Source organism: Ochrobactrum sp. P6BSIII, assembly GCF_014138065.1.
Taxonomy (GTDB): domain Bacteria; phylum Pseudomonadota; class Alphaproteobacteria; order Rhizobiales; family Rhizobiaceae; genus Brucella.
Window position 1 is genome coordinate 1 of sequence record NZ_JACGXB010000019.1, and the last position, 14083, is coordinate 14083.

Sequence of the window (14083 nt, forward strand, 5' to 3'; positions counted from 1 at the left end):
CACGCGTTACGACAAGAACCCGGACAATTTCCTCGCTGCTGTCAAACTGATCGCTGTCCGCATCTGGTGCATCAGTTTATGAGTCTACGCCCTAGAAAACTTGCGGAGCCGTATCCTCTTGTCTATCACACGGCATCAAAGAACATGTCGTTTGGAAGCCGATGGCCACGCAGGACAAAGCAATCATCAGGACGGTTGGCGTTTCCGTCAGTTTTGACGGCGCGACGGCTCTGAATTCGGTCGATGCCTCGGTTCAGACCGGACGCATAACCGTCATTTGCGGCGCCAATGGTTCGGGCAAAAGTACGCTCTTGCGCAGCATGGCGCGCCTTCAGACGCCAACGAGCGGACAGGTTCTGTTCGACGGGGAAGACATCAACCGTCTGAAACGTATTGATCTCGCCCGCAAGATCGCCGTGCTGGGGCAAATGCCGGAAGTCCCCGCTGGCCTGACCGTAGAAGAGCTGGTCGAAAACGGGCGTCATCCGCATCGCGGCCTGTTTTCCCGTCTCGGCGAGCACGACCGCCAGGCTATAGAACGCGCCATCACGCAAACGGGCCTGCATGCCCTGCGTCATCGTCAGGTGGCTTCTCTCTCCGGCGGCGAACGCCAGCGCGCCTGGGTGGCGTTGGCTCTCGCACAGGAACCGTCAGTCCTGTTTCTCGATGAGCCTACAAATTTTCTCGACATTCGCCATCAGGCTGAACTGCTGACGCTGCTCAAGCAACTAAACCGCGACCATGGCCTGACCATTGTTGCCGTTCTGCACGATCTCAATCAGGTGCTGGAACTGGCCGATGATGTTATTCTGATGCGCAAAGGCCACTTGATGGCCTCCGGTAGTCCCGAAAGCGTTTTCACAACAGAGCGTCTTAGGGAAGCCTTCGACTTCGACATCGAGGTGACAGTGCATCCGGTTTTGCCGATCCCGTTCTGCATGCCCCGCTGGGTCAATGATCCAACGGTTCAGCCATCCGCCGAACATGCGCGGAACGCGGAATGACTGCGCAGCCTCTGGCATCGAACCAGACAAAAACGGCGACCTTCACTGTAGGCATTGTTGTTCTGGCAATCCTGCTGTTGATCGCGCTGACAGCGTTCGAGCTTGTCATCAGTAGTGGCAATGTCACTTTACAGGATGTCTTGCAGTCACCATCGCGCCCGCAATCCCTGGCGCAGATCATCATCGAGACCATTCGCCTGCCCCGCGCAGTTGCAGCCATATTGGTCGGCGCAGCCCTTGCCGCCGCAGGCACGGTAATGCAAACCATTTTGCGCAATCCACTTGCCGCACCGGACATTCTGGCGGTCACCAGCGGCGCGCAATTGGCATTGGTTATTTCCAGCCTGCTGCTTCCCTTTGCCTTTCCGGGCTTTCTCGCCACCATCATCGGCGGTGCGCTTGGTGGAACATTATGCCTGCTGGTCGGCGGCGGATTACGCGCACAACCGGTTCGGCTTGCACTGGCGGGTGTAGCGGTCTCACTGTCCTTTTCCGCGCTCTCCTCCGCCATCATCCTGATTGCGGATGATCGCGCATCCGGCATCATCCTTTGGTCGTCAGGCATGTTGGAACAAACCGGCTGGAGCAAGGTTGGACCGCTCGCGCCCTTTATCGTCGCCGCAATTCTGCTGCTCGTTACCCTCGCCCGCCAGTTCGATGTTATGGCGCTCGGCAGCGATATGGCGGCAAGCCTCGGGCTGGGCAAAGCGACGGCACTGATCGGCCTTCTTGCAACAATCGTACTATCGGGTGCTGCCGTCACCATCGCCGGGCCCATCGGCTTCATTGGTCTGGCAGTGCCCAATTTGCTGCGCGCCACTGGCATGGTTCGACACAATGTGCTTTTGCCTGCCGCTTGCCTGTGGGGAGCCGTTGCGCTGCTTTCAGCCGACATTGCAGCACAATGGCTGAGCAGCGCGGGCTCAATCATCCCGACAGGTATTCTGGCTGCCTGCTTTGCAGCACCGGCGCTGATCTTCGTATTGCGCCGCATGAAGACTGAAGCAACGGCCAGCCCCGCACAGATTCTGGGTAAAACCATATTCAAGCGGCCGACCGCGCTTTATGCGAGCCTCGGCGCACTTCTTGTCGCAGCTCTTCTGGTCGGGCTTCTCTTCGGCGATGGAATTGCCGGACGCGACATCGACTGGCAGGCGGTCGACGCGCTACGCGCGCCGCGCGTGTTCGTGGCCATGGGCGCAGGCGCTTTGCTCGCAGTGGCGGGATTATTGTTGCAGGCCGTGACCCGCAATCCACTATCCGGTCCGGAGACATTGGGCCTTGCACAAGGCGCAGCGCTTGCAAGCCTCGTCGCACTGCTCGGCGGTATCATTCCCGGAAGCGCACTCTTTGCCCTTTTCTCGGCAGGCGGTGCTTGCCTTGTGGTTGTGCTGTTGAGCCTACTCGGCAAAAACCTGTCGCCCACACGCACAGCACTGACCGGACTTGCCGTCGCGGCCAGCCTTTCAGCATTGAGCACAATTGTGGTGATTGAAGCAAAGCTCCAGATTGCCGAAGCACTTGCCTGGCTCGCCGGCTCCACACATGGGCGCAACTGGCAGGATGTGACAGCACTTGCCCCCTGGCTTATGCTCATCGCCGTTTCAATGGCATTCGCCAAACGCCTCGACATTCTGACGCTCGGTCGCGATGCGGCTGAATCGCTCGGCGTCAACACTGCAATCACCCGTTTGTGGATGCTGGTGCTTGCCGCCCTTTCCGTGGCGGGGGCGGTGTCCGCTGTTGGAGCGATTGGCTTCGTGGGGTTGATTGCGCCGCATGCAGCGCGCCTTTGTTGCGGCGCGCGCTACAGGCATTTGCTGCCAGTGACGGCGCTGATCGGCGCAGTGCTAACAGTTCTGGCCGATATGCTGGGCCGGGCAATCTTCGCACCGCAGGAAATTCCGGCAGGCATCGTAACCGCGTTTATCGGTACACCGCTCTTCATCATGCTCATGCGCAAACAATCGCGCTAATTGCCAATCCGGTCATAAAAAGCGCCCGAGTTCAAAGAAGAACCCGGGCGCTGATCATTGAGTGAGGACGGCGTTCACCGTCCTAATTCTATGCTCGAATTACCGAGCAGCCATCACACCAGCGATAAGACCGGTCGCCGCAGTAATCAGAAGATACTGATTGTCGACCTTGACCCAATGCTGGCCCTTGCCCGGAGCACGAAGTCCATAGCGCTTGTAGTCGGTGACTTGGCTATGACGCGAATTGTTGAAGCGCTGCCCCTTAGACCAGCCCTTGGCGGACTGCTTCTTAGCCTGAACCTGATGAACCGCTGGCTTGCGCTGAGGCTGGTTATCACGAGCCTGCGCCAAAGGCGCACCAATGAACGACAGAGCAACGGCTGCGAGTAGGATCTTCTTGAACATGATATTCTCCTTTCGTGATGAACTCACGCTACCCAACCCGCGATGAAAAATAAATGAATGGAAACAATAATAATCATTAAATAAAATCAATGTTCTCATTCAAGAAATAATCCGAATTATAATCTTAAAATTTCAAAATCGATATATGATATTTTAGTATATAAAATATATAAATAGAAATACTTTGTATTTCTGTGCAATCAACTATCATTTTGAACTTATAATACGGGAATAAAATTCAGATCGTCATTCAGACAACTGCCATTGAAACCAAAACTGGCTTTGAGCGCGTAACAGAAACAAACAAGTGGAAACAATGGCGGAGGGGGTGGGATTCGAACCCACGGTACAGTCTCCTGCACGCCGGTTTTCAAGACCGGTGCCTTAAACCGCTCGGCCACCCCTCCAAGTGATTGTTATGATTTCTTTTCCTTGAGACGGGAAAAGCCGCAAATCAGTGATTTGCCAACCAGTCACTTAATGGCTGACTTCTTAGCAGCTTTTATCGCCGCGTCAACTTGCTCGAAGCCGTTCTGTACGATCTCTCAGGTGGATAGCGTCACGCCCAAATAACAAAAAAGGCCGGGGCGAAAACGCACCGACCTTCCTGATCCATCGCTTTCCTACCAGTGCCAGTACATCCGTGGTCAAAAGCATCAAACGATGGCGGCTATAGCGAGCAACAGACGCGTCCAGCGCTCTTAAGCTATGCCGATGACAGCGATATAGGTGGCCAATGTGTTCAAAACAAGTCCACAGCGCAAAAAATAATACCCATGACAGCGCTGATCACCATCACGGTCTTGCCCGCGCGACATAGTAACGGTGCAATCCCAGATAGGCCACGATGATAAGAGCACCAATCCCATAGGCCAGGACATCAAGCCAATCAGGTGTTGCGCCAAGAATTATTCGCAACGCGCGATTTGCAATCTGAACATCGTTGACCTTGGCCAGATATTGCCCAAACTCCACAAAAGCGCCGACGAAAAATGCGGCAGCCGCCAATATGAACCGGTTGCCGTCAATACCAGTGCGGAGAACCGCATAGACGAAAATGACAGCGACCACATCCCCGGCGAAGCTTCTTATCCAGCCTAATTCAGCGCCAAACATTGCCAGTGCCGACAAGGATACGAAAATAATAATCGCCACTATGAACGAAATAAAAGAAAACCGGAAACGCAATTCCTAATCCTATCGACCTTCTATGACGATTTCACCAAATCAAATTGATGATATTCGCTCTCATTAATTTCCATATATTTCTATAGTTCTTGCATCAATCCGAATTTCCCGATCATATTATATTCTGTTATTTCATCATCTCAGAAACATTCTGTTACAATACGGTCCAAAACTGGCCTTTCTATTGCTCTATCCAATCCTCGCTAAGACTAACGAGGATATTAGATATGAAGCAGTTCATTGCAGCAGCCATCGCCGTCTCCTTTCTTGCAACACCGGCAGCCTTTGCCGCGCAGGGCGTCCTGCCCCTGAAGCAAGAACAAAAAGGAAAGGACCAGAAGTCCGCAGCGACCAAGAAGGCCGATCCCAAGGCCCAGGACAAAGGCGCTGACAAAAAGAACGTTCCGCACAAATAATCGAGCGTACAGGGCGAGCGCAATCGGGATTCATGAGGATTGTCGCAGCCCTGCATGTTTTCCGGTCTTCACCGGAGAGCTTCGCGCCGGGTGCGTTCAATAAAACACCGGCCGGCGACAGATCGCCGGCTGACAGCAATTTCGCGCCCCTCATCGCTACGACTGATTAAGACTTCGCTCAAATCAGCGCAAAACCCTCCCCGCAGCAATCAGAAATGCGTGACATCTGCATTTTCTCTGCTTTCAGCCAATTCCATCAAAATTATAACTGTTCTAGGGTTGCCCTCATCGTTAATGAGACGTAAACTTGAGTTAAGTTGTCACCATAAAGGCAAGCCATGAGTCTGGAATCGGTAAAGGCATTTTTCGCTGACAAGGCGCCGGAAGTCGAAATCATCGAATTGCCAACCAGCACTGCCACTGTAGCTCTGGCTGCAGAAGCGCATGGTGTGGAACCGGGCCAGATCGCCAAGACGCTTTCCTTCTCGACCAAGGACCAGACCATTCTTATTGTCACACGCGGCGATGCGCGCATCGACAATCGCAAATTCAAGGATCGTTTCGGCACCAAGCCGCGTATGCTGGATGCTGAGACCGTGCTCGCCGAGACCAGCCACCCGGTGGGTGGCGTTTGCCCCTTTGGCTTGCCAAGCGCGCTTCCAGTCTATTGTGACGTCTCGCTGAAGGCTTACGAGGAAGTGGTTCCGGCGGCGGGGGCAACCAACAGCGCGGTTCGTATCGCACCAGACAGGATGGCAACATTGGTCACCGCCGAATGGATCGACGTTTGCCAGTGAAACTCAAACCGGGCACGGGAGGGCTCGCTATGCGAAAAAATTCGACTCGTTTTTTCCACTTTAAATATGGGAAAAGACTTTCTATATATTAAGAACGATTCTAAACTGGATCATCAAGGAAATCCGGCTTCCATACATATGCCATAAGCGGAGAGCGTTATCGACGCAGGTGATGTGGAACTGAAACCGGAATTTCAGTCCAGATTTTGGAACCGGAATATAAGAGCGAGGGCATTTTCCGACCTGACTTGGTCGGGTTTGAAAATGCTCTGGGACGTGCTGAAAGGAACTCTCATGCGCCTTACTCGCCAGACGAATTATGCCGTTCGGATACTCATGTATTGTGCCGCGAATGAAGGCAAGCTGAGCCGCATTCCGGAAATCGCTCGCGCTTATAGCGTTTCGGAGCTGTTTCTTTTCAAGATTCTACAGCCACTCGTGGAAAATGGGCTGGTTGAAACTGTACGTGGCCGCAATGGCGGTGTGCGTCTTGGCCGTGCAGCCAACGACATCAGCCTGTTCGATGTCGTGCGCGTCACCGAAGAAAACTTCGCCATGGCGGAATGCTTCGAGAACGATGCGACCGAGTGCCCACTGGTTGATAGCTGCGCCCTGAACTCGGCTCTGCGTGAAGCGCTGAACGCCTTCTTCGGCGTGTTGATGAAATACAGCATTTCAGACCTCGTAAAGGCCCGTCCGAATGTGCGCGCCCTGCTCGGTCTTGAAGAGATGGAAGAACAGCGTGTCGCGAGCTAAGCTCATAAGATAGCGCAAATCAAAAGGTCCGGTGAAAACCGGACCTTTTTTAATGTGCCTGCCTTTATTCGGCGGCGGCTCGATAGGCCGATTGTGGCAACACGAACGGCACGCCCCGCGCAGGCGGCACCCCTACCCGCAGCGCGCATTCATAAACACGCTCCAGCCGCTCGTCGGTCAGCGCCTCTTGCGGCGTGCCGATTGTATCAAGCTTGCCCTGACATATGACCGCGATCCGGTCGGCAAACATCGCCGTGAGATTGAGATCATGCAGAATGGCGATCACGCCGCCGCCTTCAGCGGCAAAATCCCGCGCAATTTCCATCACGACGATCTGGTGCCGGATATCGAGGCTTGAAATCGGCTCATCCAGAAAAAGATACCGTGCGGAGCCGTCAACAACCGGCATCCAGACCTGACACAACACGCGGGCAAGCTGCACCCGTTGCTGTTCGCCGCCGGAAAGCTCCTGATAGAGCCTGCCGCCAAAGCCGCCAAGATCTACCCGCTGCAAGGCGAGATCTGGCAAGCCGGTCTCAAGATCACGCGACAAGCCGCTGTAACCGCCGGTCAAACCAATGCCGACGATCTCACGCACCGTGAAAGGAAAGGACAAGGCGCTGGCCTGCGGCAGCACCGCACGGCGGGCCGCCATTTCCCACGGCTTGAAATTCGCAAAGGGCCGACCGTCCAGCAGCGCTTCACCCGTGAACGGCGCATCACCCGACAGTGCGCGCAAGAGTGTCGTCTTGCCCGATCCGTTCGGGCCGACAATTGCCGTGATTTCACCGGCGCGCGCCGTGAAATCGATATTCTCAATGATCGACTTGCCTGAAAGACGAACGCTGAGTGACTTGGTTTCAATCATGGCAACCTCACAGATCAAGAAGGCCGCGCTGACGCAGCAATATCCAGAGGAAGAACGGTGCACCGCACATGGCGGTTATGATACCGATGGGCAGTTCCGCCGGTGCAACGATGGTGCGGCTGACCGCATCGGCAAGCAGAAGCAGGATAGCGCCCAGCAGCGCCGACGCGGGCAGAAGATAGCGGTGATCCGGGCCGATGCTGAGACGCAGCATATGCGGCACCACGATTCCGATAAACCCGATGCCACCGGCTACCGCAACTGTCGCGCCGGTGGCCGCAGCAACGGTGACGATGGCGACATTCTTGATGCGCTGCACCTGAATGCCGAGATGTCCAGCAGCAGCTTCACCCAGTGCAAGCGCGTTAAGACCTCGCGCCAGCATTGGCGCAGCAATCAGCACCACGGCGATAATCGGCCCGGCAGCACCAATCTTGCTCCAGGTCGCGCCTGCAAGCGAACCAAGCCCCCAGAAAGTCAAATCCCGCAACTGGCGGTCATCAGCCATGTAGACCAGAACGCCGGTTGCAGCACCCGCCAATGCGCCAAGCGCAATGCCCGCCAAAAGCATGGTGGCAACCGATGTGCGCCCGCGCCGCGTCGCAACCCGGTATAGCAACAAGGTTGTGGCAAGCCCGCCGAAGAAGGCCGCCAATGGCAGTGCGTAGATGCCCAGAACCGCGATAACCGGCGCCAGAACGCTGCCGCCGAGCACGATCATCGATACAGCGCCGAGACTGGCGCCCGACGCTACACCCACCAGACCGGGATCAGCCAGCGGATTGCGGAACAACCCCTGCATAACGGCACCGGACACGGCAAGTCCCGCACCGATCAACATGCCGAGGATGATACGCGGCAGGCGGATTTCCATGATGATCAGATGATCACGCTGAAAGGTCTCCGCGCCCTCACCGCTCACAAATCCACGCAGCAGTGTAAGAATGGACGCATCCGAAGCACCAGCCGTAAGGCTGAACACGGCTGTAAGACACAGCGCAACGCCGAGCACGACCAGCACGATGCGCGCGCGCTGCGTGCGATCCCCGGCCTTCTCTTTTGCACCAGTGTTTTTCCGACTGTCTCCGGCTCGATGACGCATGGTGAAGGGCTCTCCGCCTGCCACACGACCTTGGCTGGTCATTTGCTTATTCCTCATGTCGGATGCCTGATCCGATTATTGTCCTGCTGGCGTGTCGTAGAGTTTCGCCGACAGTTCACGAATGGCAGCGCCGGTACGCGGGCCGAAGCCCAGCAGATAAAGCGCATCCATGGCGACGACATTTTTGGCGCGCCCGGCAGGTGTGCTGGCAATCGCTGGATTCTTCAGAAGGTCAGCCGGGCCGACACCATCGCCGCCGGTGTTCATCATCAAGATCATATCCGGTGCAGCCTTGCCGATGGCTTCGTCGGTCAGCTGCTTGTAACCCGGATATTCGGTAATGACGTTCACACCACCTGCAAGCTTGATCATGCCGTCAGCCGCCGTACCGGTTCCTGATGCCATCAGGCGTCCGCCAGCACCGTTCAAGACGAACAGCACGCGCTTGCGCTGCTCGTGAGCAGCAGCAGCTTTTTCGGCAGCCTGAAGATCACCCGCGACACTATCCGCCAACGCCTTGGCTTTGTCTTCAAGACCGAGCGCCTTGCCGACAGCTTCGATCTTCGCAATGACGCTCTCGCCGGTATAGTTTTCCGGCACGATAACCATCGGCACCGAGGCTTTCTTCAAAACCTCCAGCGTGTCCTGCGGCCCGCTGCCCTGAATGAGCAGAATGCCCGTTGGATTGACCGACAGCACCCCCTCCGGTGCAAGCTGGCGCATATAACCGACATCCGGCAGGGCTTCGGCAGCCGCCGGATAGGTGCTGGTCTGGTCGCGCGCGACAAGCATCTTTTCCGCGCCAAGCGCGTAGACGATCTCCGTCAGCGGTCCGCCGACAGAGACAATGCGTGATGTATCGGCAAACCGTTCGACGGTATCCGCACCGGCAATGCCGGTACCGATTGACCAAGCCATAGCGGCGACAGCGGCAACGCGCGTAAAACGTGCTGAAATGACAGACATGATACGCGTCCTATGCAGCGGTCGACCGGGGAAGACGCGGTAGATTTTCGGCAATCATGCGCCAGTCGGCCAGTTCCACCTCGCCTTCATGACGCTCGCCGAAGAACTGAATAATCAGTTCGCCATTGGCATCATAAGCTTCCAGCGAGGTCACGTGACCGTCCTTGGTCGGCTTACGCACGACCCACGCATCGGCGATATGATCGATACGAAGATGCATGTGGAATGTCGGATCGAGAACATTGAGCCAAGGGCCCATCATCTTGATTTCATGGATCGGCCCGGTGTGGATCTGGATGCAACCGCGATTACCGACAAAGCACATAATCGGCAACTGCTGCTGAACAGCATGATTCATCATGGCTTCCACGGATGAAAGATCAACGCGCCACGCGAAATCCTGTCCGGCAAGATGCACAGCCTGATGGCGATCCACGCCAAAATCCTTCAACAGCCCCATGAACTGGTGCACATCAGTCAAAGCGCTCCAGCGTTCGCGGAAGGCATCGGTATCGACAAGCGCAACATTGGCCTTTGCACCTTTCGGCGCAATCGCAGTCGTTTCGATAGAACCCGACTGATCATCGAGCAGAAGTTCGGTGACGAGCGCCTCATAGGCATCAACATCGGATGCCGGACGCAGATGAATCTTGTGCACCGCTTCACCGGACGCATCGAAGAACTGAAGGCTGCGACGCACTTCTTCACCGTCCTTCTTACGAACGGCAAAACCATGCACCCAATGCTTTGGGAAAATACGCAGGTCGATCTGCTTTCCAAGCACGATTGACGCATGCGGGCCCCAAACGGCTTTTTCAAATGGTCCGATCTTTTCATGCACGACGCTTTCATTGCGCGTCAGCGCCATAACTTCGCCGAGGCTCGAAGCGCGCTTGAGCAAGGTCTCGACATCTGCGCGAATGCGGCGGGCCGAGATGGCGGCGTCATCGTTGAGACCACAATGGGCAGCAACGAAATCGGCTTCAGAAATACCGAGGCTTTGTGCGAAATCGCGTTCGCGCGCCTTCGGGTTGTCCGCCCGTGCCTGGAGAATCTGCTCTGGGGAGGGCTTGGAATGTTGCGTCATGAGAGTCGTGCCTACTTGTTCAAAATGAGCTTGCCTTGGCGGGTAATCTTGAGGCGATAGAGCGATCCGCCGTGCTCTATCCCTACCTCGCGGGAGCCGTCGAAAAGTTCGCGGCTACCATAAGTCTTGATCTGCGCTTCCTTGAGGGTCGCGCGAATCGTCGGCGCGGCGCGTTCACCGGTGTTATCGATCGCCGGACCGTCGATCATGCGGTTGGCAGAACGGTCGGCGGCGTGCCCGCGGGGCAAACGCACTTGCATGTCTATATGAATACGCCTGTTCATTTTCCTGCCTGCCTTTGACTTAAAAGCTTCGCTGGGAAGCCACGTTTTTCACAAAACGATATCCGTCTGTTAGTGACGAAATTGATTTGTTGACATCGTTAGTCATGTTTACTAATCACTGCATTACTGGATTAATCGAGTCAAGTTTAAATCTCGCCCTTCCAGCGCAAGCCACGAAGAATTCGTCTTCGCCAGCCAGCAGAGCAGCCTCCATATTGGAAGCATTCTAAACAATTGAATTCTTAGGCTTTCCTGCCGATTCTCAGGTCGGCGGGAGCACACTTGCGCAGAGGAAATACAGCAATGCGGGCGACTGGTGGGGTACACAAGCGTTCATTCCTGGCGAGCAGCGGGCTCGCCGTCATTCTTGTCGCGATGGCATCGCAGTCACTCGCGCAGGAACAGAAAGCAGCCGAGAGCGAAAGCGACGTCAAGCTGAAGACGATCACCATCAAGGGCGATGGTGCAAAGGGCGATGCGACCTACAATACGCCCGCCGCAGTCAGCACCGTTTCCAGTGAAGAGCTGCGCCGTAATGGCGATGTGAAGCTGGACGATGTGCTGCGCGACAAGCCGGGCATTTTCACCCGCGTGAACGGCTCCCAGCCGGGTGTTGCCGTCAATATTCGCGGCTTTGAAGGTTCCGGACGCGTTAACATGATGGTTGACGGCGTTCGTCAGAACTTCCGCTTCACAGGCCACGAGGCACAGGGCTTCACCTATGTCGATCCTAACCTTCTCGCCGATATCGACATTTCACGCGGCGCAGTGACTGGCACCGGCGGCGGCGCACTTGCCGGCAGCGTCAATTTCCGCACGCTCGGCGTGGACGATATCGTCCGTCAGGGCCAGCAATATGGTGTCCTCGGACGCGCCTCCTGGGGCAGCAACGGCGTCGGTTTCTCTGAAATGCTGGCCGCCGGTGCGCGTGTCAATTCGATGGGCGTTGCCGCTGCCATCAGCCGCCGCGATTCCAAGAACTACAAGGATGGCGATGGCGTCGAGCAGTCGGATACCGGACAGGAACTGACTTCGGGTCTCGTCAAGACCGAATTTGGTTTCGGCGAAGATCACAAGCTGTCGCTTGGCGGCGTTTTCTACAACAACGACTTTGGCGCCAATTCCTATGACCAGAACGTCAAGAACAAGACGTTCACGGCGAATTACAGCTACAACCCGTCGGATAACGACCTGATCGACCTGCATGTCAACGCTTACTACAACCGTCTCGACATGACCTATTACAACAGCCTGTCCACGGGCCTTCCGGGCAGCGCGACAGGCCGTAGCATCACCGACAAGGGCTATGGTTTCGACATTTCGAACACATCGCGCTTCAATGTCGGCGAAGTCGGCGTCAAGTGGAACTACGGCGTCGAATATTTCCGCGACAATATTTCGGGCGACAATTCCGGCGTCAATCCAGTCGACGGGCGCAGCAGCAACGGCGCAGTCTTCTCCGAGACCACCTTCAGCTACGGCATTGTCGACCTGATCGCCGGCCTGCGCTACGACTTCTTCAAAACGTCGGGCAGCGCCGACACTGGACTGGCTGGCTTTGGCGAAAACGGCGTCTATGACGTCGATATTTCCAAGCAGCGTCTCGATCCAAAAATCACGCTGGCGATCAACGCGACCGACTGGTTGCAGCCATACGTGACCTATTCCCAGAGCATGCGTTCGCCAACGCTTCAGGAAACCATGTTGGGCGGCAACCATCCCGGTTCGACAAGCGTCAGCTTCCTGCCGAATCCGACCCTTTCGCCTGAAACCCAGAAGGGTTGGGAAATCGGCGTCAACCTCAAGAAAGACGATCTGTTTCTTGCCGGAGATTCGCTGCGCCTGAAGGCCGATTATTACGACATGGATGTCGAGGACTACATCACGTCCACGTTCAACCCGACCTATCGCAAGTACCAGTTCGTCAATATCGACGGCACTTCGCAGGTGCGCGGCTTCGAACTCGAAGCGATGTATGACGCAGGCATGGCCTTCGGCGGCATTACCTATACCCACTCGAAGTCGGATCTTCCGGCGCAGACCGCAGGTCTCGGTGCAGGTCAGTACATGCCGGATGATGTCTTCTCGGTTAGCGGTGGTGCGCGTTTCCTCGAACGCAAGCTGACGGTTGGCGGTCGCTACTCCTATGTTTCTGGCGGCGATACGGTCGATTACACCGGCGTTATCCAGTCCGACAGCTATGGCCTTGTGGATGTGTTCGCCAACTACAAGTTCACCGACAACGTGGACCTGACGCTGAAGGTCAACAACCTGTTCGACAAGAGCTACACCCCATTCCTGAGCACGTCGGGCTCCGGTCAGGGACGTACGTTCCTCGTGGCGACACAGTTCCAGTTCTGATCCGAGGCAAGTGCCCCGGACATGATCTAACCGTCGCATCTTTGAAGGCTGGCCAACCTCTGACCGCGGCTGCGGCCTTCTGATCCCGAGATGTGACGCGGCGCGTGCGGCCCTACCACCGCACGCGCCGGAAATACGAGTTCAGGTTTCTGGCCATGCCAACCAGAAAACCCGCTATAGTCGATCAAAAGCCAGTCCAAACCCAATGGAAAAGGATGAGCCATGTTCATAGCCATGAATCGCTTCAAGGTACGTATCGGCAGCGAGGCCGATTTCGAAGCTGTCTGGAAAAACCGCGATTCCACGCTTTCCGAGCTTCCGGGCTTCGAAATGTTCCACCTGCTGCGCGGCGCGACCAATGAAGAGGAAGGCTATACGCTGTATGCTTCCCATACGGTCTGGCGCAGCCGTGACGATTTCACCTTCTGGACCAAGTCCGAACAGTTCCGCGACGCGCACCGCAATGCCGGAACCAATAAGCCTCTCTATCTCGGACCGCCGCAGTTTGAAGGCTTCAGTGCCGTCGAAGGCGCATAAGTCACTGTCTCGCCCACCTTTTCCACAAGGTGCGGCGAAATGGCACAGTTTCTGTCGGTGACGCTTTCACATCGTTGCCGACGAAGCATTTAAACACCCAATTCATGTGTAAACATGGGTAGTTAACTCATATTTAGAATGATTCTAAGTAATTGTTTTTTAGAACATTTCAAAAACATAGAATTTGACAGATACCCTGCTCCCCAGCCATAACCTGACCTAGTTTGGTGAGTTTAATAGACCGCCTAAATAGACCTTTAATGTTCGGGCCTTTAACCCTTGCAATTGGAGGAACCATTGTCCGGTTCATCTTGGCCTCGCGCCACCAGTAAAATA

General features: G+C 55.8%; 14 protein-coding genes, 1 tRNA gene and 1 pseudogene. 8 read left to right on the plus strand and 8 right to left on the minus strand.

Annotation, left to right across the window (positions count from 1 at the left end):
• The 3 genes and pseudogenes from FHW00_RS20930 to FHW00_RS20940 form a co-directional block, all read left to right on the plus strand.
• A pseudogene (locus tag FHW00_RS20930) lies at positions 1-82 on the plus strand (IS5/IS1182 family transposase); the annotation flags it as partial.
• Between the two features lie 79 nt (positions 83-161).
• Positions 162-1004, plus strand: a complete 843-nt coding sequence (locus FHW00_RS20935) for an ABC transporter ATP-binding protein (RefSeq protein WP_078340372.1) — start codon at positions 162-164, stop codon at positions 1002-1004.
• Complete coding sequence (locus FHW00_RS20940) at positions 1001-2980, plus strand: iron ABC transporter permease (protein WP_078340371.1); 1980 nt, start codon at positions 1001-1003, stop codon at positions 2978-2980. Before FHW00_RS20935 ends, FHW00_RS20940 begins: the two co-directional genes overlap by 4 nt.
• 99 nt (positions 2981-3079) lie before the next feature.
• On the opposite strand, the gene FHW00_RS20945 is transcribed toward FHW00_RS20940, so the two are convergent.
• From FHW00_RS20945 to FHW00_RS20955, 3 genes are all read right to left on the minus strand, one after another.
• Positions 3080-3385 (minus strand): RcnB family protein, encoded by a 306-nt coding sequence (locus FHW00_RS20945; RefSeq protein ID WP_078340370.1) that lies wholly within the window; start codon positions 3383-3385, stop codon positions 3080-3082.
• Positions 3386-3702: 317 nt separating this feature from the next.
• Positions 3703-3792 (minus strand) — tRNA-Ser (locus FHW00_RS20950).
• Between the two features lie 388 nt (positions 3793-4180).
• Positions 4181-4573, minus strand: a complete 393-nt coding sequence (locus tag FHW00_RS20955) for a DUF2809 domain-containing protein (protein WP_078340369.1) — start codon at positions 4571-4573, stop codon at positions 4181-4183.
• A 227-nt stretch (positions 4574-4800) separates the two neighbouring features.
• Between FHW00_RS20955 and FHW00_RS20960 the strand changes: the two genes are divergently transcribed.
• From FHW00_RS20960 to rirA, 3 genes are all read left to right on the plus strand, one after another.
• On the plus strand, positions 4801-4989 hold the full coding sequence (locus FHW00_RS20960; RefSeq protein ID WP_078340368.1) for a hypothetical protein: 189 nt from the start codon (positions 4801-4803) through the stop codon (positions 4987-4989).
• Between the two features lie 338 nt (positions 4990-5327).
• Entirely contained in the window at positions 5328-5786 is a 459-nt protein-coding gene (locus tag FHW00_RS20965) for a YbaK/EbsC family protein (RefSeq protein WP_078340367.1), read from the plus strand.
• A 294-nt stretch (positions 5787-6080) separates the two neighbouring features.
• Positions 6081-6542 (plus strand): iron-responsive transcriptional regulator RirA, encoded by a 462-nt coding sequence (gene rirA / locus FHW00_RS20970; protein WP_078340366.1) that lies wholly within the window; start codon positions 6081-6083, stop codon positions 6540-6542.
• Between the two features lie 64 nt (positions 6543-6606).
• On the opposite strand, the gene FHW00_RS20975 is transcribed toward rirA, so the two are convergent.
• From FHW00_RS20975 to hemP, 5 genes are read right to left on the minus strand one after another with little or no spacing between them, the layout of a single operon-like run.
• Positions 6607-7410 (minus strand): heme ABC transporter ATP-binding protein, encoded by an 804-nt coding sequence (locus tag FHW00_RS20975; RefSeq protein WP_078340365.1) that lies wholly within the window; start codon positions 7408-7410, stop codon positions 6607-6609.
• Positions 7411-7417: 7 nt separating this feature from the next.
• Complete coding sequence (locus FHW00_RS20980) at positions 7418-8554, minus strand: FecCD family ABC transporter permease (RefSeq protein ID WP_113533476.1); 1137 nt, start codon at positions 8552-8554, stop codon at positions 7418-7420.
• Positions 8555-8587: 33 nt separating this feature from the next.
• On the minus strand, positions 8588-9478 hold the full coding sequence (locus tag FHW00_RS20985) for a heme/hemin ABC transporter substrate-binding protein (protein ID WP_078340364.1): 891 nt from the start codon (positions 9476-9478) through the stop codon (positions 8588-8590).
• Between the two features lie 10 nt (positions 9479-9488).
• Positions 9489-10565 carry a hemin-degrading factor gene (locus tag FHW00_RS20990; protein WP_078340363.1) on the minus strand — a complete coding sequence of 359 codons (1077 nt, stop codon included), beginning with the start codon at positions 10563-10565 and terminating at the stop codon, positions 9489-9491.
• Positions 10566-10576: 11 nt separating this feature from the next.
• On the minus strand, positions 10577-10849 hold the full coding sequence (hemP, locus tag FHW00_RS20995) for a hemin uptake protein HemP (protein WP_078340362.1): 273 nt from the start codon (positions 10847-10849) through the stop codon (positions 10577-10579).
• Between the two features lie 303 nt (positions 10850-11152).
• Between hemP and FHW00_RS21000 the strand changes: the two genes are divergently transcribed.
• On the plus strand, positions 11153-13210 hold the full coding sequence (locus FHW00_RS21000; protein WP_078340361.1) for a TonB-dependent receptor domain-containing protein: 2058 nt from the start codon (positions 11153-11155) through the stop codon (positions 13208-13210).
• 222 nt (positions 13211-13432) lie between these two features.
• Positions 13433-13747: an antibiotic biosynthesis monooxygenase family protein gene (locus FHW00_RS21005; RefSeq protein ID WP_078340360.1), complete on the plus strand. Its 315-nt coding sequence runs from the start codon at positions 13433-13435 to the stop codon at positions 13745-13747.
• The last annotated feature ends 336 nt before the right edge of the window (positions 13748-14083 follow it).